The sequence below is a fragment of the Sporosarcina sp. FA9 genome, assembly GCF_051550205.1.
GTDB lineage: Bacteria > Bacillota > Bacilli > Bacillales_A > Planococcaceae > Sporosarcina.
Window position 1 is genome coordinate 2,766,893 of the sequence record NZ_CP188819.1, and the last position, 22,607, is coordinate 2,789,499.

Sequence of the window (22,607 nt, forward strand, 5' to 3'; positions counted from 1 at the left end):
CCCTCCTTGCAACCTCGAAAGTGCTTCGCATTAAAAACCTCGTAATCTATTAGGGGCTTGCCCGCCCCTCTTCGCTTTACGCCACTCTTTTAGGTATCCAAGCATTTACGTATCCAATCGCCGCCGTCAGATCCTGCCGTCTTACATCCTTATAAGAAGTAACTCCGAACCTGTCCTTGATTTCTCGGTGCAACTCCGGATACAACAACCGCTTGTGGTCGTCTGATTTAGCACATTCAAACACCTTTCGGCCTATCGCTTTCTGCAAGCCGCGTTGTTCACCATGATCCAGCGTGATTTGGTTTTCCACCTTTTCTTTCAGTAACGCAACATCTTCTTTTAGGACCTCTACATCCTCTGATGTTTCAAGGCTCAATCTCATCGATGCCCTCAACTGCTCCGTTGAACTTAATACCTTTGGTGCATTCAACGTCTTCTCCATTTCTTCAAATCTAGTAACATATGTTGCCGTGAATAGAACACCTTTTTCACCAGTCATTTTGTTAGCTACCATGTCACAACCCTTTTTCGTGAGTAAGAAACTTGGTAATGTTCGTCCGGTGGGATCTTGGTACGTGTTTTCAATGAAGAATTCACTGCGGGCGAAACCGCCCTGAGTTAGGTATTGAAGATAACTACGAATACTTTTGAGTAATGCATTATGTTCTCGGTCTACCATTTCCGCAACATCACGACTATCTGTAACTAGTTGACCATTAGTAAAGACTACTTTTAATTGATTCATTGAACTTCCTCCTTTTAGTAGGCATTAAGAAATTTCATTGATTTCAACTTCACAATCCGTACAACATTCAAGGATTTCATATCCGCCGACAACTTTTGTATCTTGGTCATCTTCACGACCACAGAAAGTACATTTACTCATTCTTCTCACCTCCTATATAGTAGATTTCTGAATCCCTTATCCCGCTTGAAAATATTTCGTGTTATCCTCAATCCATTGCGTGTTCCGCTTGATCCATTCGAATAGCATGTCTGTCGGAAACAGCAATCCCGCTTCTCTGCATACAGGGAAATCAGGTCTCCCAATCAACTCGGTCGCTTTCCAAGAACTAATATGAAGCAACTTCATCATTTCCACACGAGTAAGTAACGGTGGGAGGTTTTGAATTGCCGAAGTATCTTTCATCACTACTTGAATCTCTTCGCGAATCACCGGACGTAACGCTTCTGCAAGCTTTTCGTAATCAAACTCCATTGTTAGCATGTTTGTTCTCTCCTCTCTTCTCCTTCACATCCATCAATTAAAGTTCGAGGTCTTGACGTTGGCTTTCGCTGTCGCTCGCTTCATATAGAAGGTTTTGGCGTACTCCGCTCGTTCGAACGTTGATTGATGGATGTGAGACGTTTTTTCAGACTACTTCTTGCTCAACTTCCATTTCATTAATAACGGAATCCGTTAATTCATCATTAAAAAAAACTTCGATTTCTAAACCTAATGCTATAGAAATTACTTTTAATCTTTCTACGTCCATTTTCGTCTCGCCACTTTCCATTCTCCCGTACGCCATGTTGCTTATATTTAACTTCTTTGCCAAGTGGGATTGAGTCACACCTTTTGCAAGACGTATTTTTTTTAAATTTAGATTAACCATTTGCTCACCTCCGTCACTAACGTTATCCGTTAATTAATACTATACTAACGAATTACGTTAATGTCAATGCTTTTAATTAACTAATTCTCAAATTCCGTTAGTTATATATCAAATTCCGTTATTAGTTGGTATATTCTAAGTAAAGGGAGTGTCATTTGTGAGTGTTGGTAATCGAATAAAACAATTAAGAAAGAATTTACGTTTAACTCAAAAACAATTAGCGGATAAAGTAAATGTTTCGCCACAAGTGATATCTAACTGGGAAAGAGAATATACAGAACCAGGTTCGGAAGATATTAAATTACTATCAAAAGTTTTAAACCGTTCTGCGGATTACATTCTTGGAGATAGAAATACTTCTGATCAAATCGGACATGATGAGGAAGGATTCCAAAACTTTATTAATGATCCTGAATTAAATCGTTGGTATAAAGAATTACCTAAGTCGGAAGAAGATGACCTTCGTAAACTTCGGAAAATGTGGGACATTATCAAAAATGATGACAACAAATCTCGGTAATATATATGTGCATATTAAAATGCACATATTTCTACATATGTCGATTGGGGGAGTTTTAATTGTCGAAGACGGGAAAAGTAAAAAAACCATTTTATAAGAAGTGGTGGGTTTGGCTGATTGTCATATTTATTATCGGGGCTGTTGCCGTGCAAGGCGAAGATGAAGCAAAAGATGGAGAGAAAATTCCAGTATCTGCGCCGGAACAAGAAAAAGCAGATGATAAAAAACCAGAAGAAAAGAAGAAAGAGAAAGAACCTGAAGTAGAGAAGCCCAAAGAGGAAGCAATTGTGATTTCCGCGGTTGATCTTTACAGCGCTTACGACGATAACGAGATAGCTGCTGATCAAAAATATAAAGGCAAGCAACTTGAAGTTACCGGCACAATAAAAGATATCGGAAAAGATATTCTTGACTCAATGTATATCACGTTAGACACCGGGGATGTATTGGGTAGCATTCAAGTATATTTCCCGAAAGATGATGCAGATTCAGTCGCCGCACTATCGAAAGGCCAAGATGTAACAGTTATCGGAAAAGGTGACGGCTTTCTATTATTCACAGTTTCTCTCAAAAAATCACAAGTTAAATAAACTTCCCGTAAGCCCTTCCTTTATTGGCGGGGCATTCTTTTAACCATAAAACCAAACACACATTCCCTTCAAGGAGATGACAACATGAATTACTACAGTTACTTAGAGGATTACATAAAAAAGCTGTACAACAAAATAAATATTACAGTGCCTAACCAAATTAATATGTACGTTATCGCCGACCGTTTAAACATCGGCCTTTATCCTATTGACGGCTCCAGTGAAGCTATTCAAATTGAAGGTCGCCAATACATATTTATCAATCGTAATTTAAGTGCACAAGAACAATGGCAAGATTTCTGTCACGAACTTTGTCATATCCTATGGCATTCTGGCAACCAGTTCGCCATGCCTCCCCCATTCCGCGAATACCAAGAATGGAAGGCTGATAGCTTTGCTTTACATGCATGTATTCCAACTTTCATGCTTAGGGATATAAGGTTACCTAGAGACCCGCAAGAGGTTATATGGGTGATACAGGATACATTTAATGTTTCATATGAATTTGCAAAAATACGATTGGAACAAAGGCGTCAACAAATAGGAGCCAATTTATTTCAATTAAAACTCTTCCAGGAGGTGATGCAATAAAATAACAAGAGATTTATTAAAATATAGGAGGGGCTTGCATGAAATGTGTTGAACTATCCAAGGACAAGTGGGAATGCGTAGCAGACGGGCCGAGGGATCCTGTGACGAATAAGAGGAACCAAGTAAGGCGAAGAGCAAGAACGAAGGGAATCGCTACGAAAAAGGTTAGGGACGAAATTGACCGACAGGAGGATCACGGAGTAGATAGCAAAAAGAATAAAAATTTAACGTTTGAGAAAGTCGCCAAAGAATGGTTCGAGGTGTATTCACTGACGGGTGTAAAGGACAGCACGTTACGTAGTAGACGTTCCTCTTTGAAAACGCTGTACGAGTATGTAAAACAGTTACCAATCGCCAAAATCGACACAAGGACATTGCAGAGCATCTTTGTGGATCTCAATAAAAAGAAATTGTCGAAGTCTTTAATGGAAAACGCGAAAGTGACCGCTAACTTTATTTTTAGGTATGCAGTTGAACACAAAATGAGGATTGACAATCCAATAACGCATGTCGTCATCCCTAAAAAAGTGTTAACAGTTGAAGAAATCGAAAATACGACTGTTGAAGAGAAATACTTTGAACGCTATGAATTGGATGAGTTTTTGCGAGCAACCATTACTGACGGATTGCAATTTGATAAAGAGTGGTTTTACTTGTTGGCATTTACAGGTATGCGCGTTGGAGAATTATGTGCACTGAAGTGGACGGACATATTTTATGATTCAAACGAATTGCGTATTACGAAAACGATGGATATGCCGGATCATAACATGCGGAAATTTAAGATCACCCCACCGAAAACAAAGGCGTCCATACGGACGATTGATATTGATGAAGAAATTTTGAACATGCTCAAAAGGCATAAAGTTATACAAAATAAAATCAGGTTAAGCACCCGTAAAGATATTGAGGATTTTCATGATGGCAATTTCGTTTTTTGTAGACAAAATGGTTATCCGTATTCCAGTCGGTTTATTTATGACAGGATTATACGGCTAATAAAAAAGACCTCTATCACCAAAATAGAAGGTCCACACATTTTACGGCATACACATATTACGATGCTCACGGAAGCACAGGTAGATTTAAAAACAATCATGGATCGGGTAGGTCATGAAGATTCAAAAACCACGATGGACATCTACACACACGTAACCGAAAAAATGAAAGAAGATGCTACCGCAAAGATTAAAAATCGATACGGTGACATCTTAAAATTAACAATCCCAAAGGGGAATGTGATAGAAATGTGATATTTTCCTGTATCCTACTATATAAACACCACAGGAAGGCTGATGCGACAACCTTTCTGAGACTTTTTATCCGTTATGCCATTTATACATCCAAAGAACTCCGGATTTCAACAAGCGAGCGATTCGGCCTGTGACAGTTCGATCCCCAAGATATGCAAATCCTTGCTTTTTCCCAAGTGATCCAAGAAAGCCTTTAAGTTTTATCTCAGGCATTGTTTCCGGAAGTGGCTCATTGTTCCAAGTGAGTCTAAGAATTTTAACAATCTGTTCAGCTTGTTCTTCTGCCACTTGGGCGCTTGGAGCATACGGCAATGATGCACAATCACCGACTACATATACATCTGAATATTCCGGAAGCTGGTGATACATATTTAATACAACACGGCCCGAATCATCTTTTTCGGTTTTCATGTTTTGAACCGGAGTTACAGGACGAATTCCTGCAGTCCATACAACAGCATCTACTGGTATTGTTTCTTCATGATTATAAAGTAAATTTTCTTCAACTTTTGTTATGTTTGAGTTAGATACGACATCCACATTATGTTCGTCAAACCATCCCTTTACATAATTGCTAAGCCTTTCTGGAAAATCTCGTAATATGCGCGGACTGCGATCAAATAATTTAATATTTAAATCAGGTCTACTTTCCCTTAACTCACTGGCAAGTTCAATTCCGCTAAGCCCCGCCCCTATAATTCCAACAGTAGCTCCACCGCCCAAACCTAACAGTTTTTCATATGTAATTCGGGACTTACCAATTGTTTGAATGCTATAGGTATTTTCGGCAGCACCTAATACATCGTGGTAATTATCTTGACACCCAAGGCCAATTACAAGTTCGTCATATGGAACTTGTTGACCATCGTCAAGAAAAACACATTTTTCGGCCGTATTAATTTCAATAATTTCCCCACCGATTACTTTTAACTGATCATGCACAGGAAGAGGCACCCGCACTACAGAATCCGATACTGTTCCAACCGCAAGTGCATAAAACTCTGTTTTCACGCTATGAAAAGGGGTTCTATCGATGAGTGTAATCTCAACATCTGTTGGTAAATCCTTTGTTAAAAGACGCAATAAAATACGCATATTTCCGTAACCGGCACCTAATAAGACAAGTTTTTTCATAATTATCTCCTTTACTACATAAAATCCGTTAATTTCTCATCCTTAATTATATCAGTTTGTGACATGTTTCACAATGAGTCGCATGAATTGACGTTTACAAGAAAAAAGAGTAAGATTTTATTGTAAGCGAGGTGATTTCCGTGAATCCAATAGTTGAATTTTGCATAAGTAATCTTGCAAATGGTTCATACAAAACTTTTGAAATTTTGGATCGCGATCCGAACCTTGATGTCCTTGAATATGGCTGTTTAAGCTATTGTACCAAATGTGCGGAATCTTTATACGCTATTGTAAATGGTGAAGTCGTTCAAGCTGACACACCCGAGGAACTCACGGAGCGCATCTATCAATTTATAGAAGATAATCCACTTTTTTAATAAAGCTTTCCATATTTAAGCAAAAAAAGCTTTTCGCCTGTATTATAGCGAAAAGCTTTTTTATATTTATATTGAACTTAACTTTCCCACAATTTTTAGCTGATTGGAGTGCAGACGCAGTCTAAGTACGCGACGTCCTGTCGCAACGACTGCATAATCAACATCGTGTTGACCACGGCTCAAACACTCCAATGGGATCAGCGCGAATGTCGAGACCCCACAGGAGCGTGATTTTCGCGACGAGGAGGCTCGACGAGTGGCCCTAAGAAGAATGGTTTTTATTCTTCGCTAATGGAACGCGTCCGGTCGGAACGGAAATCAGCGAGTAACAGGATTTTTTAGTTCAATATATATAATTCATTTTCTTATTATAAAGGTAGAACAGTCCACATTTATTCAACTTCAGGTAAAAATGCCGATACGGGACCGAGTTCATTTTCAAGATAATAACGAACTTTTCCAGGAAATTCAGTAAGTGCCATCATGGAGTCGCTTAATATGGTTTCAATTGAATTTATATTGACATTATTAAAATCTCTAACAATCATCTTACGTAAGCCGATTACGCGTTTGAGTGGTTCAGACATTTCTTTCGTAATTACTTGTTCATCATCCATTATGTCAATAATATCTTCGTAGCCACCTGGATCACGCATGATAAACCCATCAATCATTGTATTTCCAACATCAATAATAGATTCAACGATTACATGAGCAAGTCTTGAGAGTGCTAAAGAATCAGTTAAACCGTCTGTCCATTCTTTCTTTTCTTCATACAAGACCAATAGTTCCTCCATATGTTCAAGTGTTTCATTTACTTTAGTACGATCAATAAAATACATATAATTCCCTCCATAACATTTGCGTATTATATATATAATAACATAATAATGAGCAACGAAAAAACCGCTTGGAGATCTTATTGATCTTCAAGCGGTACTTTAGTATCGTTATCATCAAGAATAATTACTTCCTCTGTAATTTGTCTATTTTTTTTCAACACAAAATAGGCGCATCCAAAATTACAGTATTCATATAAATAGTCCTGAAGCGTACTAATTTTCGTTTCATACGTGGCTTTTTGATTTTGGTCTTCAAAAAAACCTTTCAAACGTAGCTGACCATAACCCCAATCGCCAAGTATGTAGTCATATTTAAGTAAAACATCGCTGTAACGTGCATGCAATGCTTCTTCCTCAAAACCTTCACGAAAATTTGTAATAAGCTCATATTCCCAATTTTCTAGAGTTACCATTTAATTTCACCGCCACTCAACTTTGCAGTGCTATTTCTAATTCCACTTCACCTTGTCGCTGTCTTTCCTTGGCAGCTGCATTTACTTGTTCATCTGCATGATAGCTCGAACGAACAAGTGGACCTGCTTCACAGTGAGAGAAACCTTTAGACATAGCAATCTTTCTTAACTCACCAAATTCTTGAGGTGAATAGTATTTCACCACTTTTAAATGTTTTACCGTTGGTTGTAAGTATTGTCCGATTGTCATGATGTCTACCTTATTTGCACGAAGATCGTCCATCGTTTCAATAATTTCTTCATGAGTTTCACCCAGACCCAACATTAAAGAAGACTTTGTCGGAATATCAGGTTGCATAGTCTTAGCACGAAGCAATAATTCAAGGGAACGATCGTAAGTTGCACGGGCTCGGACTCTCGGGGTTAGCCGACGAACTGTTTCGATATTATGATTTAGAATATCAGGTTTTGCATCCATTAAACGCTCCAGATTTTCATATACGCCTCCCATATCAGACGGGAGTACTTCTACAGTAGTAAAAGGATTTTTCCTTCGTATTGCACGAATGGTTTCAGCGAAAATTGCTGACCCTCCGTCTTTCTGATCATCTCGTGCTACTGCAGTAACAACTGCATGCTTCAAATTCATAAGTGCTACAGAGTCTGCAACACGTTCCGGTTCAGCTGTATCGAGTTCGTTAGGCAATCCTGTCTTGACAGCACAAAAGCGACAAGCACGTGTACAGATAGCACCTAATATCATAAATGTTGCAGTACGACGTTCCCCCCAACATTCATGAATATTTGGGCAACGAGCTTCTTCACAAACTGTGTTTAAATTTTGTTCACGCATCATTTTCTTAAGACCCGTATAGTTTTCGTTCGTATTCAATTTAATTTTTAGCCAATCTGGTTTTTTTATATGTTCATTTTTAGTTCCTGTTTCTGGTCTACAAGACACAACAATCGACTCCATTTCCACTTGAGCTGTTGTAACATATTTAGTGATTTTTCAGTTCTCATACTATAGCTAATGTATCATATATATATTTTTCAAACAACCCAGAGTATGAATGCCATAAGGAATATGTCGGTTTTATTTTCATAAAAAAAGAAAGCACCCATTTTGCTCATTTGGGTGCTTTCTACGCTTATCGACTTCTTTCTTTTTTTACTGCATGCACAATACTTGCTCCAAGGCCTCCCCAAATAATGAGGATTCCGACAACCATCATCAAAATCGCACTACCACTCATATTGAATCCCCCTTAGTCTTCTTCATAATCGCTTGTTTCAAGCGTATTCTTTCTCCATTTAAACAATGTGAAGATGACTGCCATACCAATCGCGAAAATTACAACAGACCATCCGCTTGCCCAAATGAAGCCATTTGAATAACCTTCATAGTTTCCGATAATTTCACCATTTTTTTCATGTAATTTCAAGATGTTCACTCTTAACAGTCCAAACATCATGTAACCAAGTACGAGTGGTGTAACGACGCTAAGACAAATCGTCCACCATGCTCCGACCTTAATATCTGAAACGGCATTCGCGTGATCCTTGAAAACGCCGAGTTTCTTAAATGCCCATGCGATTAGCACAACTTCAACGAGCCCAATCGCCGCAACTCCAAATTGGTTAATGAAATAATCAGCTACATCTAGGAAGTAAAGCCCTCCGCGCGTTGCGAATAATGTCGATATAACCGTTGCAGTTCCAACAGTTATAATTACAGCCTTGCTTCTAGATAAGTTGAACTTGTCGGACACTCCTGCAATATACGTTTCGCTTATTGAAATAAGCGAGGTGAGCCCAGCCAAGGTGAGCGACAGGAAGAATGCGGCTCCGAAGAGGCCATTGAATCCCGGCATCTCATTAATGATTTGCGGGAATACAACAAATGCAAGCCCAACACCCGCTGATGCTACTTCTGCTACAGCAACATTTGCTTGTGTTGCCATAAAACCAAGTGCTGCGAAAATTCCGATACCTGCAAGTAGTTCAAAAGCAGAGTTTGCAAATCCAGTAATGAAAGCGTTGTTCGTAATATCGGATTTCTTAGGTAGATAACTTGAATACGTGATCATAATCGCAAATGCAATCGACAAACTGAAGAAAATATGCCCGTATGCCGCAACCCAAACGGTCGGATTCATTAGCTTCGATAAATCTGGTTTGAAGAACGCATCAAGACCGAGTAACGCACCATCAAGTGTAACCGCACGAATAACGACCAAAAGGAAAACAACACAAAGCGTTGGTATAAATATTCGGTTCGCCAATTCAATTCCTTTTTGAACTCCGGCAAATAAAATAATAAATGCGAGCGCCCATACAAGTAGTAGTGGGAATAAAACTCCAGGAACGAATCCACCAGCCTGGCCAGGTGTTTCAGCTAAATTAAGAACATCTCCAAAAAGAAAACTTTCCGTGTCCGTTCCCCATGATAATTTAAATGAATAGACCGTATACTTCATCGCCCAAGCGATAATAACAGCGTAGTAGACTGAGATGACAAAGGAAACAAAAATTCCCCACCAACCTAGCCATTCCGCTTTCTTTCCTCCCATTCTAAAGAATGAAAGTGGTGCTGAACCACGATACTTATGACCCATTGTAAACTCCATGATTAAAATCGGAATACCGGCGGTTAAAAGTGCGAATAAATAAGGTATAAAGAATGCTCCACCACCGTTTTCGTACGCTACATATGGAAAGCGCCAAATGTTACCGAGTCCAACCGCAGAGCCTACAGCTGCCATAATAAAACCCGCTCTTGTCCCCCACTGAGAACGTTGCGCCATACAAATTCCTCCTTTTCCCTTTTCTTACACAACTTAAGATTCGGGTATTTTTATTTTCCGAACTAAAACACTTTCACACAAGCTAAGTATAATCCTCTATCAGACTATTGTCAAAACATATTTTACTCCAGAAATTATTATATTAGAATAAAGAAGCTATTCAAATGAATAGCTTCTTTGCTCACATTATCCTTGATTTACTAGTGCTTCGTTCTTATTATTACGAATGATTAACCCAGTTAGAAAAGCAATGAGTATAATAATAATTGCTATCAATCCGAACCAAATAGAACCTGTAAGACCTAAAACAATATATCCAATTCCCGCAATTCCTGCACAAATAAGAGCATAAGGTAATTGCGTTGCGACATGGTCAATATGATTACAGCCCGCCCCGGTCGAGGATAATATCGTAGTATCCGAAATCGGTGAGCAATGATCGCCAAACACTGCTCCAGCAAGAACTGCTGCAAGTGCCGGCAACAACATTTCAGGGGCTGCCTCAATCATTATTTCTCCTGCTATCGGTAGTAAGATACCAAATGACCCCCATGAAGTTCCTGTAGAAAAAGCCATAAGTCCCGCAAAAACAAACATGATTACAGGAAGAAAGGCAATAGGAACATTCGTTTTTTCAACGAGTTCTGACAAATATACGCCAGTTTCCAGAACTGCAATAAGATCCGTCAGTGCCCATGCTAATATTAATATTGAGACTGCGGGCAACATTGCTTTTAAACCACTTTTGAGTGCGCGGCCCATCAAGGAGATATTCGCTGTAGAATTATATCTCATCTGATTCATGTATAGACCAACCGCAACAAGTGTACCGACAAGTCCTCCAGTAAGCAGTGAAAGTGGAACATTAGTATTTTCAAAAATCGACCATATGGTTGCCGAACCTAAACTCGCCATACTTTCCAAATAACCCGTCCAAATCATCATTACTAAGACAACTACTACAAGCGTTATAATTGGAAGTATTAAATCCCTGACACGACCATATTCATGTTCAGGAAAATCTTCTTGTAATTGACCCGGAATCTCCTTATTCGGATCATAGAGCTGACCTGTTTCCATAGCGAGTTGTTCATGTTTCTTCATACCAAATAGATCGATGTCTGTCCATGCTAGAAAAACGACCAAGACAAGTGTTGTGATAACATAGAAATTCATCGGTGCCATCATCACGAAAGCTGATAATGGCGAATAGCTAATCGTGGCAGCACTTCCCAATATAATTGCAAGCTGCCCAATTAAATAAGCACCCCAACTTGAAATTGGCGAAATGACACAAATAGGAGCAGAAGTCGAGTCGATAAAATAGGCCAATTTGGCACGAGATATTTTGTGGCTGTCTGTAATTGGACGAGATATTTGTCCAACTGCAAGTGCATTAAAATAATCATCGACAAACAAAATAAATCCAAGAAAGACCGTTAGTAATTTAGCCCCTCTTTTTGTTTTAATACGCACTGCCGCCCATTCTGCAAATGCTCGGCTACCTCCAGATAAACTAACAAATGCGGTAATTATCCCGAGTAGCAATATGAAGAGCATTATAAAAATGGAATATGTATTTAATGCACCCTCGTCCCAAAAAGAAACTGTAATAGCATTCCAAAAATTCACTGCTGATTGAACTGGTGAAAATGATGCTGCAAGTAAAGCCGCTGAGACAATCCCTATTCCAAGTGATAGTAACACCTTTCTTGTAATCAAGACCATTACAATTGCAAGTACCGGTGGTAAAATTGATACCCATGTTCCTTCCATTTCAAAACCTCCAGGTCGTCGGGAAGAGGCCTCTAGGAGCAAAAAAACTGACATCCACTCACACTTATTTCAAGTGAAGGGATGTCAGCTCTATCTACGTTTCGTCAGTTGGATAAATGAATGATGCTTATCTAACGTACGACTTGTAGCTCATCACACGCAAAATAGCGTATGACAGTGTTATTCCTGTTTGGAATAACCCCAGTCTAGTGAATTTGACAGATTCACAAAACTTCGGCAATGCTTCCTTTTACACACGGTCATCAAGGTCAATCTCACGTGTGTGACTAATAAGCAATGCAGCCTCTACCCAATCGATATAATTAATACATTCTTAGGTTATCAATATTTCGACCCTGTTTCAACTAAACATTTATTCCTTATCTTCTGGCAACTTAAATGGGATTTCAATTTGTGGCGTTATTGCATCCCCACTCCCCTTATTATAAATAGGTGGAACATCGCCTTTAAACAAACCTGCCGCAATAGGAATCTTCTGCCTAACAACACTATTTTTCGTTGCAAGTGGTACGATTATTTGCACATTTACCTCGAGCAATACATTTACTTCGATAGAAGCATTATTAATCCCAAACTCTTTGATAGATGTCTCTGGATTCGCTTGAACTTCTCCAATAACATGAAATCGAATTGGTATTTTAGGTCCCAAATTCCCGAGGAGTGGTAATCCGATTGCCTGACCCATAGGTATCAAAAAGACGATTCCACCTCTATCTTCCATAGCCTGTGGATCATAATCTATTTCTCCAGAAGAAGGTAACAAATCCAAATTACCTGATTCCGCTTGATCGAGTTGTTGTTGCACAAGTATCTGTATTTCTGCAATAACACGATTTATTATTTCTGTATTAAACTTTGTCCCAACAATTCCACCAGATTCACTTGGAGGGATATTAACAATAATATCATTGACATCTAGTACGTTAGCTACTCTAGCATTGATTGCACTGCTTATAACTTGTGATGCAATTTTTTGTGTTTGCACTTCCGCAAATTCCGTATAAATTGGTGTAAGTTTCATATTGACGAAGTATAGAGAAAAAACAATTGCAAATAAAATCGCAAGAAATAGGAGTGGTATCATCTTGCGTTTTTTTACCTTTCGACGAGGCCTACGATTAACTTGCCCATGAAATTTCAAAACGACTCCCTCCTGGAATAGTTTATGTCAGGAGGGAATCGTTTATTCTTTAACCGATTGTTTTCCAAAAGAAGAGACAACATCTCTTATCAATTCAGGCATATAATACTCTTTTTCTGCATGCTTTAATGATGGGAAAAAGAAACCAAAAGTAAACATATCAAGCGTAGCAAGCGTGTATTTTTTATTTGCTTGAACTTGTTGTTTCCCTATAAAAATCTGGCCATACTTATCCATTGCAATTTTTTCATAAAGCATCGCACCCATTAAATCGCCACGAAAACCAAGCCCTTTAATTTTAATAAATGGCCATTCTTTATTAAGCGATAACTTATATATTTCTTCTAACTCAGTTCCATTGAGCGTTATTTTACAAGGGTTAATGGGATGAGGAAGCATTGAATGTAAATTTCTTTTTGTTACCCAACCTTCATCAAGATCCTCAAGAAATATCCCGGAATTGAATAGTGCACAATCCGCATTTGTATGTGCAAGTAATGCTTTACCAAAAAATGCAGCAAGTGCACTTGGACCAAATAAGTTTTTCGTCAACATAGTTGGATTATAAAACACAGGATTTTCCATCGTTTCAATGCCGGCATCCATCAGTGTCTTTACCTTCCGATTTACTTGCTCGGAAACGGGTAATGATTCTGTTGGATATACCTTGGCACTGCATTCAATAATTTCTTTTGCATCTGTATCAAACTGAATTGTCACATGTCCAGTAAATGCACCGAATTTACCAGTTGCCGCAAGCAGTGTATTACCGATGAGTTTTCCTTCCTCGAACAAATGATGTGTATGCGCTCCAAAAATTACATCGAATGCACTGCATTCAGCAGCAAGTTGTTCATCTTGTGGAAGTCCCATATGCGATAAACAAATAAGTAAATCTGTTTTCTCCACTAAGCTACCTGCAATTCGTCTCAGTTCAGTACGTGGCTCTATTATTTGCCAACCCAGCTTATTATAAAACTCTTTATACTCAGCTGTAGCGGCAATTACACCGATTTTCGTACCTCTATCCGTAGTATATATTTTATATGGAATGGCCCAATCGGGTTGACTTCCATCCTCATCAAATAGGTTTGCCAAAATGACATCAAATTCTGCCTCTTCATACAATGAAGTCAAAGCTTTCTTGGACATCGTAATTCCTTCATTGTTTCCAATTGTCACAGCATCATAATTGGCATCATTTAGTAGCATCACATTCCCCTTGCCTTCTGTTCCTTCCGTAAACGGGTGTGAACGGTCTACATGATCCCCAACATCAAATACATAGCACGCTTCCCTGGCGCCTTCGTGACGCGCACGACGCTCTTTTAAAAGTTCGCTTATGCGCGGCCAGTTTTCAAAATGACTGTGAATATCATTTGTATGATATAAATGAATTGTTTCTATTGACTGTTTCATTTTTCACCCCATTAAACCTTCTACAATTGACCTAACACCTAGTAAAAGCAAGACAATCCGTAATGCGACAACAAGTGTTTCGGACTTCATTTTCTGATTGAGCCTAGCTCCTATCTTCGCCCCAATGTATGCTGCTGGGATCACTGGTATTGTATAAAGCCACGGAACATTTCCAAGTGATATATGTGTGATTGAATTGACAATTGCTGATAAAAAGACCATGAACATGGAAGTCCCAACTGCAACATGTGGTGGAAATAAGAAGAGCAATATCATTGCAGGAACAATTATCGAGCCACCACCAATACCAAATAAACCAGAGGCAAATCCAATTCCAAACGTTAAGAGAAGCGCAAACCATATCGGAAATCCATATGTATACGTTTCACCCAGCTTATCCGTAAATGTACGAGTTTTCCCATGATTTCTAAACCAATAAATAGGTTTCAAATACTTTCGAACAAGAAGTAATGTTGCCAAAACAATTAATAACATACCAAAATAAAGATTAAATGATTTTATCTCAAGCCCTTTATTAACATATGCACCTAAAAGAGTTCCTGGAATACTACCTATAAAAAAGATGATACCGCTGCGATAATCAATCGTTTTTATTTTCATATAGCTGAGAGTCGATCCTAGCCCTATAAAAACCATCATAATAACCGATAGACCTACAACACTTTGTGGAGTAATCCCATCAATTAACCCCAAAGTTATTCCTACAAATATAGTTGCGGGAACTAGAATAATTCCCCCACCAAGTCCTACCAAAGCACCAACCACACCAGATAAAAGTCCAATTACCGCTAATAATATAAATTCCATTTACATTCTCCTTCAATAAAGTAATACTCTAACCATACTAACATATGAAGGAATTTCATCAGAAGCATTTTACTTAAATCAAGACTTTTTCTATGTAACAAAAAAACCGGCCACAAGGACCGGTTCTTTTTGTTAATTATTAACCAATAGAACCTTCCATCTCGAATTTAATGAGACGGTTCATTTCTACTGCGTATTCCATCGGAAGTTCTTTCGTAAATGGCTCGATGAAGCCCATAACAATCATTTCAATTGCTTCTAACTCAGGAACACCACGGCTCATCAAGTAGAAGAGCTGTTCTTCTGAAACTTTAGAAACACTTGCTTCATGCTCAAGTGAAATATTGTTATTTAGAATTTCGTTGTAAGGGATTGTATCCGATATTGAAATATCATCCATCAGTAATGCGTCACACTCTACTCTTGAACTAGCGCCGTCTGCATTACGTCCGAAGTGAACCATTCCACGGTACGTTCCTTTACCACCGTTTTGGGAAATCGATTTAGAAACAATTGTGGAAGACGTATTTGGTGCCAAGTGCATCATTTTCGCACCCGCATCTTGGTGTTGTCCTTTTCCAGCAATTGCAATTGATAATGTCATACCACGTGCGTATTCTCCTCGAAGCAAAATCGCTGGGTATTTCATCGTCAATTTCGAACCGATATTTCCATCAATCCATTCCATCGTACCGTGCGCGTCAACAACTGCACGTTTTGTAACAAGGTTATAAACGTTATTTGCCCAGTTTTGGATTGTTGTGTAACGGCAATACGCATTTTTTTTGACAATGATTTCTACAACCGCACTGTGAAGTGAATTTGTTGTGAAAACAGGTGCTGTACATCCTTCAACGTAATGGACACTTGCGCCTTCGTCAACAACGATAAGCGTACGCTCAAACTGTCCCATGTTTTCCGAGTTGATACGGAAATAGGCTTGTAGCGGTGACTCTACTTTAATACCTGGTGGCACGTAGATGAATGATCCACCCGACCAAACAGCAGAGTTCAATGCCGAGAACTTATTGTCCGAGTTTGGAATCACCGTACCCCAGTATTTTTTGAATAATTCTTCGTCTTCTTTTAGCGCAGAATCTGTATCTTTAAAGATAATTCCCATATCTACTAATTCTTGTTTCATGTTGTGATAAACAACTTCTGACTCGTACTGAGCAGAAACCCCTGCTAGATACTTTTGCTCTGCTGCTGGAATTCCAAGTTTATCAAATGTACGCTTGATTTCTTCTGGAACTTCATCCCATGAGCGCTCAGTACCTTCAGATGCTTTTACATAATACGTAATCTCATCGAAGTTGAGTGAGTTAAGATCGCCACCCCATTGCGGTGTTGGCATGCTGTAAAACAGTTCCAATGATTTTAGACGATAATCTAACATCCATTGTGGTTCGTTTTTCATTCCAGAAATCTCTTCTACGATTTCACGCGTAAGTCCACGTGCTGAACGGAAAACAGAGACATCTCCATCATTAAAACCATGTTCGTAATCGCCCATTTCAGGCAGTTTTTTAGCCATTACTATTCCTCCTTCTATAGAGTTACTCGGAGTCTTTTCCGACTCCTTGTTCCATCGCCTTCCATGCAAGTGTTGCACACTTAATCCGGGCCGGGAATTTAGCAACGCCAGAAAGCGCTTCAATATCCCCTAGATCGATGGAGTCGTCATATTCTTTACTAAGCATAATATTTGAAATTGTTTTGGAAAGGATAAGTGCCTCTTCGACTTTTTTTCCTATAATCAACTGTGTCATCATGGACGCAGATGCCATGGAAATCGAACAGCCTTCCCCTTCAAACTTCGCATTTTTAACCGTGTCATCCACAACTTGCATTGTTAAATGAATCACGTCGCCGCATGTTGGATTATTCATGTCGACGGTGACACTACTCTCTTCAAGCACACCTTTATTTTTCGGTGATTTATAATGATCCATGATGACCGTACGATAAAGTTGGTCAAGATTTCTAGTTGACATCGTTGAAATACTCCTTTGCAATTTGGAGTCCGTCCACAAGGCGATCAACATCTTCTTCTGTATTGTAAACATAGAAGCTTGCGCGCGCTGTGGCAGATACATCAAGCCATTTCATAAGCGGCTGTGCACAATGGTGTCCGGCCCTTACAGCAATTCCATGCATATCTAAAACAGTCGCAAGGTCATGCGGGTGAACACCTGCAACATTAAACGTTATCACACCTGCACGCTTTTCGGCATCCAGCGGACCATACACTGTGAGTCCTTCAATCTTCGCAAAGCGCTCTAGCGCGTAAGCAGCAAGTTGATGTTCATGACGTTCAATATTGTCGAGCCCAATTTCTTCAAGATAATCGATTGCTGCTCCGAGGCCAACTGCACCTGCGATAATCGGTGTTCCACCTTCGAATTTCCAAGGAAGTTCTTTCCATGTCGATTCATAAAGGCCAACGAAATCAATCATCTCACCGCCAAACTCAACGGGTTCCATCGCATTTAACAAACTCTTTTTCCCGTAAAGCACACCAATTCCTGTAGGGCCACCCATCTTATGTCCTGAAAACGCATAGAAATCACAGTCAAGATACTCTACATCTACTTTAAGATGTGGGGCAGCTTGTGCACCATCTACTACCATAACAGCACCGTGTGCATGCGCAATTTCTGTAATTTCTTTAATCGGGTTAATTGTTCCAAGCACGTTGGAAACATGCATAATTGAAACAATTTTCGTCCGATTTGTTACAGCATCACGCACTTTATCAAGTGACAGTGTCCCATCGTCTTCAAGTTCGACGTATTTTAGAACAGCGCCTTTCTCTTTAGCAAGTTGCTGCCATGGAATGATATTAGAATGGTGCTCCATGTACGTAATGACGATTTCGTCTCCTACATCGACATTCGCACGACCGTAACTCTCTGCCACCATATTTAACGCTGTTGTTGTTCCGCGAGTGAATATAATTTCTTCTCTCGACTTGGCATTAATAAAGTTGCGTACTTTATCGCGCGCACCTTCATAGCTTTCAGTCGCACGATTTCCAAGTGTATGCACCCCGCGGTGGACATTTGAATTATCAAACTTGTAATAGTTACTAATAGCATCTATTACTTGCTTTGGTTTTTGAGAAGTTGCAGCACTATCAAGATAAACGAGCGGATGCCCATTTATTTCTTGATCTAGTATTGGAAAATGTTTGCGTATGTCTTTGTTAAGCATTAGCGCACTTTCCTTTCGATAACCTCCGTCAACAGTTTCTTGACACCTTCGACTTTTAATTGATCGACGACTGGTGCAAGGAATCCGTGAATGATTAGGCGTTCTGCTTCTTCTTTTGAAATTCCCCGACTCATTAGGTAGAACATTTCAAGCGGATCTACGCGACCAACAGAAGCTGCGTGACCTGCTGTTACTTCGTCCTCTGCAATGAGTAAAACAGGGTTCGCATCTGCTCGTGCACGTGGACTTAAAATAAGCATACGTGACTCTTGCTCAGCATTCGATCCTGTTGCGCCTTGTACGATTTTACCAATACCATTAAAGATTGCAGTTGACTCATCTTTAACAACACCGTGTTTCAAAATCATTCCGTTCGTGTTTTTACCGAAGCTGATGATTTCTGTCGTAAAGTTTTGTCGTTGCTTTCCACGTCCTACAACAACTGTCTTCATATCACAATGAGAACCGTCTCCAACTAGGTGTGTAATGTTTTCTGCAATTGTGTCACAGTCATTCATAAGTCCGAGCGCCCAGTTCAAACGACTATCTCGGCCTGTAACACCACGACGGCTGACGAATGTAGTAAATCCAGTTGGAAGCATGTCAACAGCACCATAGGTTACTTGTGCGTTAGCACCCGTGAATACTTCTGCGACAATATTCGCTTGTCCTCTTGCCTCTGATACAGTTGACATGTAGTTTTCAATGTATGTTAGTGAACTGTTCGCTTCCGCAACAACAATCACATGGTTAAAGAGAGAAGCTTCTTCATTGTCGTGAAGGAATAGCACTTGAATCGGCTCTTCCACAACAACGTTTTTCGGAACATAAACAAACACGCCACCGTTCATAAACGCTGCGTTTAATGCAGTTAATTTGTGATCGTTAACTTTTACGCCGTCTGTCATATAATATTTCTTCACAAGGTCAGCGTGTTCACGTGTCGCCGTGAAAATATCTGTTAAAATAACACCTTTTGCTTTCAAGTCATCAGACAATGAAACGTATGCAGGCGTATTATTATGTTGAATGTATATATTTCCCTGATGATTAGCGTCGAATAGTGCACGCGCCTCTTCTGGAAGTTCATCTAATGATGCGTAAACAGAACTTTCTACCGAATGGATAGGAAATTCCGTAAAGTTCCAACGATCAATTCTTGTTTTATCTGGTTTTGGCATAGGAAGCTGTTCTACTTTCGCAAAAGCGTCCGCACGGAAATCCGTCATCCACGCTGCTTCATTCATCTTCTTTGAAAAGGAACGAACATCCTGTTCGGTTAATGCCAATTTTGTTTCAACCGTCATTTTGAATTGTCCCCTTTCTTATGCTTCCTGCTCTACAGTTTCTGCTTCAATACCAAGTTCCTCATGAAGCCAGTCATATCCTTGTGCTTCAAGCTTATGCGCTAATTCAGCACTACCTGATTGAACGATTTTCCCTTGAATCATTACGTGTACGTGATCTGGTGTAATATAGTCAAGTAGACGTTGGTAATGCGTAATGATTAAGCAGCCGAAACCTTCGCCACGCATTTCATTAATTCCTTTTGCAACAACTTTAAGTGCATCAATGTCTAGGCCTGAGTCAATTTCATCAAGCACTGCGATTTTGGGTTGCAACATCATAAGTTGAAGAATTTCGTTACGTTTTTTCTCTCCACCTGAGAATCCTTCATTCAAGTAACGTGTTGCCATGTCTTCATGCATTTCAAGTGTTTCCATTTTAGTATCAAGTTCACGAATGAACTTCATTAACGGAATCTCGTCACCTTCGCCACGTTTTGCATTGATAGCTGAACGTAAGAAGTCTGCGTTTGTAACGCCTGTAACTTCACTTGGGTATTGCATTGCAAGGAAAATCCCTGCTTTCGCACGCTCGTCGACTTCCATTTCAAGTACATCTTCACCATCAAGTGTAATTGTACCTGCAGTTACTTTATATCTTGGATGCCCCATAATCGCTTGCGCGAGAGTTGATTTTCCTGTACCGTTTGGACCCATAATTGCATGGATCTCATTTGTATTAATCGTCAAATCGACGCCTTTCAATATTTCCTTGCCTTCAATTTCAACGTGAAGGTCTTTAATTTCTAAAGTAGACATTCCTTTACCTCCAATATGTTAAGTTACGAATGGATATCCATTCTTTATTTAGTATCATTCTAATCTTAACCGAAATGGCATCCGCTTGCAAATGTTTGAGAAACATTGACCTTCTATGAATTAGCCTAAATTCAAGATTTCTAAAATGCATTTGAAACAACATCCGTTATTTTCAATTGCCAACTTGCTAATGAGAAAAATAATATAATAAAGAACCGGCACACGGTGTACCGGCTCAAAGTAAATAAGTATTTACTTACTTTAATATAAGTTTCATCTCAGAAGAAAACATTGTACTAAGTAGTGTCTCCAAAGTTCTAATTATATATTAATAGATTTGACCGTTTCCAGGTTAACTTAGAATATCTAGTAGATCTGGGACTGATTGAAATGCGTAGATCTTACGTTGTATAATTCCATCTTTTGCAATTAATAAGCACGGCACACTTTCAATTTCATAATCCACCGCGAAATCTTGAATATAATTTAAGTCAGCCTTTCCCATTGGTAAGTCGGGCTTCATAACCGATATTACTTCCAACATTTTTGAGGCAACTGCACAAGTTCCACACATTGGAGTATATAAATAAAAAACACTTATAGGGGATTTGATTGTGACATTTTCCCACTGACTTCGTGACCACATTTCCATTCAATCATTCCTTTATAAGTAATTGTCCTTCGGAAGAATGATGTTTAAAAGTTCCTATGCACTTTAAATTTCGCTTTAAGTAATACTTCTATTAGTACTTCACTTGGGGTTGTTTCAACTTGTTTATAAACTTTTTCAGTATATATATGTTTAGCCAAGGGAAATTCCCTTTTAAATAAAGCTCGAATTTTCTCGCCTGAATCATCCGCATCTACAAAAACAAATAGTTCCCAGTCTTCGTACGGTGTGAGCAATTCCTCAAGCTCATACGGACTGATTGTACCATTTGTACAAATAATTTTTACTGGTTCCGCTAAAATAGGAATGAGTCGCTTTCGGTCCGACCTACCTTCGACAATCAGTAACTTTCCTTCATACAAAGTAATTCCTCCCCGGAATTTTATTTAAACCGAGAAAAAAACGCCGTGCATAATAACGGCGTTTTCACTTTTAATTATTCACCAGTTGTCATTTTGTCATAGTCTTCTGCAGTCATTAACGCATCCAACTCAGACACATTAGAAGGCTCAACAACAATCATCCATGCTTTTTCATATGGGGATTCGTTAACGAATTCAGGGCTATCTTCCAACTCTTCATTCATTTCTACTACTTTTCCACTAATTGGAGCATAAAGTTCAGAAACTGTTTTTACGGATTCAACACTACCAAAAGGCTCATCCGCTTTGATTTCATCTCCAACTTCTGGAAGTTCAACAAAGACAATATCACCTAGTTCAGATTGTGCAAAGTGCGTAATACCAATTCGGTAGTTACCATTTTCTTCTTTTACCCATTCATGCTCATCGGAATACTTTAATCCAGTTGGTGTACTCATATTGAAACCCTCCATAAGATATATTCATTCTACTTAATTCTGACATACAAAGACAAAAAATACAAGATGGGATACTAGTTGTTCCATACACTTTCAAAATTTTCTTCCTTAAATCCAACAGTAGCTTTTCCATTACCAACGACAATCGGTCGTTTAATAAGCATACCGTCTGAAGATAGTAAATGTATTTTTTCATCCTCTGTCATAGTTGGAAGTTTGTCTTTAAGATTAAGTTCCCGGTACTTCATTCCACTTGTATTGAATAACTTTTTCAGTTCCAAGCCTGAGAACAAAAATATTTCACGAAGCTGCTCTTCTGATGGAGGAGCTTCTGCAATATTTACCTTCACAAAATCAAGCTTTTCTGTCTCAAGCCATTTCTCTGCTTTTCTACATGTGCCACATTTAGGATAACCGTAATATGTAAGCTTCATCGATAGATCACCTCCATTTTTACTTAGTATAACA

27 protein-coding genes and 1 riboswitch are annotated in these 22,607 nt (G+C 39.1%); of the genes, 5 read left to right on the forward strand and 22 right to left on the reverse strand.

Annotated elements, in window-relative coordinates; all coding sequences use genetic code 11:
- Nucleotides 1-76: 76 nt before the first annotated feature.
- From ACP8HH_RS14080 to ACP8HH_RS14090, 3 genes are all read right to left on the reverse strand, one after another.
- Nucleotides 77-745 (reverse strand): Rha family transcriptional regulator, encoded by a 669-nt coding sequence (locus ACP8HH_RS14080; protein ID WP_438312319.1) that lies wholly within the window; start codon nucleotides 743-745, stop codon nucleotides 77-79.
- 177 nt (nucleotides 746-922) lie between these two features.
- A complete protein-coding gene (locus tag ACP8HH_RS14085; protein ID WP_438312321.1) occupies nucleotides 923-1,228 on the reverse strand; it encodes a DNA-binding protein in 306 nt (101 codons plus the stop codon).
- 145 nt (nucleotides 1,229-1,373) lie between these two features.
- On the reverse strand, nucleotides 1,374-1,616 hold the full coding sequence (locus ACP8HH_RS14090) for a helix-turn-helix domain-containing protein (RefSeq protein WP_438312323.1): 243 nt from the start codon (nucleotides 1,614-1,616) through the stop codon (nucleotides 1,374-1,376).
- A 157-nt stretch (nucleotides 1,617-1,773) separates the two neighbouring features.
- Here ACP8HH_RS14090 and ACP8HH_RS14095 point away from each other — a divergent pair, with 157 nt between their 5' ends.
- The 4 genes from ACP8HH_RS14095 to ACP8HH_RS14110 all read left to right on the forward strand — a co-directional run bounded on the left by ACP8HH_RS14095 (nucleotide 1,774) and on the right by ACP8HH_RS14110 (nucleotide 4,570).
- A complete protein-coding gene (locus ACP8HH_RS14095) occupies nucleotides 1,774-2,136 on the forward strand; it encodes a helix-turn-helix domain-containing protein (protein WP_438312324.1) in 363 nt (120 codons plus the stop codon).
- A gap of 59 nt (nucleotides 2,137-2,195) precedes the next feature.
- The gene (locus tag ACP8HH_RS14100; protein ID WP_438312326.1) at nucleotides 2,196-2,726 is read left to right on the forward strand and encodes an OB-fold protein; all 531 of its coding nucleotides are present in this window, start codon (nucleotides 2,196-2,198) and stop codon (nucleotides 2,724-2,726) included.
- An 84-nt stretch (nucleotides 2,727-2,810) separates the two neighbouring features.
- Nucleotides 2,811-3,317: an ImmA/IrrE family metallo-endopeptidase gene (locus ACP8HH_RS14105; RefSeq protein WP_438312329.1), complete on the forward strand. Its 507-nt coding sequence runs from the start codon at nucleotides 2,811-2,813 to the stop codon at nucleotides 3,315-3,317.
- A gap of 38 nt (nucleotides 3,318-3,355) precedes the next feature.
- Entirely contained in the window at nucleotides 3,356-4,570 is a 1,215-nt protein-coding gene (locus ACP8HH_RS14110) for a tyrosine-type recombinase/integrase (protein ID WP_438312332.1), read from the forward strand.
- Nucleotides 4,571-4,636: 66 nt separating this feature from the next.
- On the opposite strand, the gene ACP8HH_RS14115 is transcribed toward ACP8HH_RS14110, so the two are convergent.
- Nucleotides 4,637-5,704: an NAD(P)/FAD-dependent oxidoreductase gene (locus ACP8HH_RS14115; RefSeq protein ID WP_438312334.1), complete on the reverse strand. Its 1,068-nt coding sequence runs from the start codon at nucleotides 5,702-5,704 to the stop codon at nucleotides 4,637-4,639.
- 140 nt (nucleotides 5,705-5,844) lie between these two features.
- On the opposite strand from ACP8HH_RS14115, the gene ACP8HH_RS14120 reads away from it, so the two are divergent.
- On the forward strand, nucleotides 5,845-6,081 hold the full coding sequence (locus ACP8HH_RS14120; RefSeq protein ID WP_438312336.1) for a YuzB family protein: 237 nt from the start codon (nucleotides 5,845-5,847) through the stop codon (nucleotides 6,079-6,081).
- A gap of 392 nt (nucleotides 6,082-6,473) precedes the next feature.
- Here the strand turns inward: ACP8HH_RS14120 and ACP8HH_RS14125 are convergent, their stop codons facing one another.
- The 18 genes from ACP8HH_RS14125 to ACP8HH_RS14210 form a co-directional block, all read right to left on the reverse strand.
- The gene (locus ACP8HH_RS14125; protein WP_438312337.1) at nucleotides 6,474-6,923 is read right to left on the reverse strand and encodes a DUF86 domain-containing protein; all 450 of its coding nucleotides are present in this window, start codon (nucleotides 6,921-6,923) and stop codon (nucleotides 6,474-6,476) included.
- A 77-nt stretch (nucleotides 6,924-7,000) separates the two neighbouring features.
- Nucleotides 7,001-7,336 (reverse strand): YutD family protein, encoded by a 336-nt coding sequence (locus tag ACP8HH_RS14130; protein ID WP_438312338.1) that lies wholly within the window; start codon nucleotides 7,334-7,336, stop codon nucleotides 7,001-7,003.
- Nucleotides 7,337-7,352: 16 nt separating this feature from the next.
- Nucleotides 7,353-8,312: a lipoyl synthase gene (gene lipA, locus ACP8HH_RS14135; RefSeq protein ID WP_438312340.1), complete on the reverse strand. Its 960-nt coding sequence runs from the start codon at nucleotides 8,310-8,312 to the stop codon at nucleotides 7,353-7,355.
- 175 nt (nucleotides 8,313-8,487) lie between these two features.
- Nucleotides 8,488-8,592 carry a methionine/alanine import family NSS transporter small subunit gene (locus ACP8HH_RS14140; RefSeq protein ID WP_438312343.1) on the reverse strand — a complete coding sequence of 35 codons (105 nt, stop codon included), beginning with the start codon at nucleotides 8,590-8,592 and terminating at the stop codon, nucleotides 8,488-8,490.
- Between the two features lie 12 nt (nucleotides 8,593-8,604).
- Nucleotides 8,605-10,143 (reverse strand): sodium-dependent transporter, encoded by a 1,539-nt coding sequence (locus ACP8HH_RS14145; RefSeq protein ID WP_438312345.1) that lies wholly within the window; start codon nucleotides 10,141-10,143, stop codon nucleotides 8,605-8,607.
- Between the two features lie 186 nt (nucleotides 10,144-10,329).
- Nucleotides 10,330-11,919 carry a Na+/H+ antiporter NhaC family protein gene (locus ACP8HH_RS14150; RefSeq protein WP_438312347.1) on the reverse strand — a complete coding sequence of 530 codons (1,590 nt, stop codon included), beginning with the start codon at nucleotides 11,917-11,919 and terminating at the stop codon, nucleotides 10,330-10,332.
- Between the two features lie 138 nt (nucleotides 11,920-12,057).
- A riboswitch (Lysine riboswitch) is annotated at nucleotides 12,058-12,236 on the reverse strand.
- A 56-nt stretch (nucleotides 12,237-12,292) separates the two neighbouring features.
- Nucleotides 12,293-13,081 carry a sporulation protein YunB gene (gene yunB, locus ACP8HH_RS14155; protein WP_438312349.1) on the reverse strand — a complete coding sequence of 263 codons (789 nt, stop codon included), beginning with the start codon at nucleotides 13,079-13,081 and terminating at the stop codon, nucleotides 12,293-12,295.
- Nucleotides 13,082-13,123: 42 nt separating this feature from the next.
- Nucleotides 13,124-14,500, reverse strand: a complete 1,377-nt coding sequence (locus tag ACP8HH_RS14160) for a bifunctional metallophosphatase/5'-nucleotidase (protein ID WP_438312351.1) — start codon at nucleotides 14,498-14,500, stop codon at nucleotides 13,124-13,126.
- A 3-nt stretch (nucleotides 14,501-14,503) separates the two neighbouring features.
- Nucleotides 14,504-15,328, reverse strand: coding sequence for a sulfite exporter TauE/SafE family protein (locus tag ACP8HH_RS14165; RefSeq protein ID WP_438312353.1), 825 nt, complete (start codon nucleotides 15,326-15,328; stop codon nucleotides 14,504-14,506).
- 139 nt (nucleotides 15,329-15,467) lie between these two features.
- Nucleotides 15,468-16,865 carry a Fe-S cluster assembly protein SufB gene (gene sufB / locus ACP8HH_RS14170; RefSeq protein ID WP_438312356.1) on the reverse strand — a complete coding sequence of 466 codons (1,398 nt, stop codon included), beginning with the start codon at nucleotides 16,863-16,865 and terminating at the stop codon, nucleotides 15,468-15,470.
- Nucleotides 16,866-16,887: 22 nt separating this feature from the next.
- On the reverse strand, nucleotides 16,888-17,325 hold the full coding sequence (gene sufU / locus ACP8HH_RS14175) for a Fe-S cluster assembly sulfur transfer protein SufU (protein ID WP_438312358.1): 438 nt from the start codon (nucleotides 17,323-17,325) through the stop codon (nucleotides 16,888-16,890).
- A complete protein-coding gene (locus ACP8HH_RS14180; protein ID WP_438312360.1) occupies nucleotides 17,315-18,544 on the reverse strand; it encodes a cysteine desulfurase in 1,230 nt (409 codons plus the stop codon). Before ACP8HH_RS14180 ends, sufU begins: the two co-directional genes overlap by 11 nt.
- Nucleotides 18,544-19,851, reverse strand: coding sequence for a Fe-S cluster assembly protein SufD (gene sufD, locus ACP8HH_RS14185; protein ID WP_438312363.1), 1,308 nt, complete (start codon nucleotides 19,849-19,851; stop codon nucleotides 18,544-18,546). Before sufD ends, ACP8HH_RS14180 begins: the two co-directional genes overlap by 1 nt.
- An 18-nt stretch (nucleotides 19,852-19,869) precedes the next feature.
- The gene (gene sufC / locus ACP8HH_RS14190; protein WP_438312365.1) at nucleotides 19,870-20,649 is read right to left on the reverse strand and encodes a Fe-S cluster assembly ATPase SufC; all 780 of its coding nucleotides are present in this window, start codon (nucleotides 20,647-20,649) and stop codon (nucleotides 19,870-19,872) included.
- 352 nt (nucleotides 20,650-21,001) lie between these two features.
- Complete coding sequence (locus tag ACP8HH_RS14195; RefSeq protein ID WP_438312366.1) at nucleotides 21,002-21,301, reverse strand: thioredoxin family protein; 300 nt, start codon at nucleotides 21,299-21,301, stop codon at nucleotides 21,002-21,004.
- A 44-nt stretch (nucleotides 21,302-21,345) separates the two neighbouring features.
- Nucleotides 21,346-21,681, reverse strand: coding sequence for a hypothetical protein (locus tag ACP8HH_RS14200; protein ID WP_438312370.1), 336 nt, complete (start codon nucleotides 21,679-21,681; stop codon nucleotides 21,346-21,348).
- Between the two features lie 74 nt (nucleotides 21,682-21,755).
- Nucleotides 21,756-22,139: a glycine cleavage system protein GcvH gene (gcvH, locus tag ACP8HH_RS14205; RefSeq protein WP_438312371.1), complete on the reverse strand. Its 384-nt coding sequence runs from the start codon at nucleotides 22,137-22,139 to the stop codon at nucleotides 21,756-21,758.
- Between the two features lie 74 nt (nucleotides 22,140-22,213).
- Nucleotides 22,214-22,573 carry an arsenate reductase family protein gene (locus ACP8HH_RS14210; protein ID WP_438312373.1) on the reverse strand — a complete coding sequence of 120 codons (360 nt, stop codon included), beginning with the start codon at nucleotides 22,571-22,573 and terminating at the stop codon, nucleotides 22,214-22,216.
- Nucleotides 22,574-22,607: the final 34 nt, after the last annotated feature.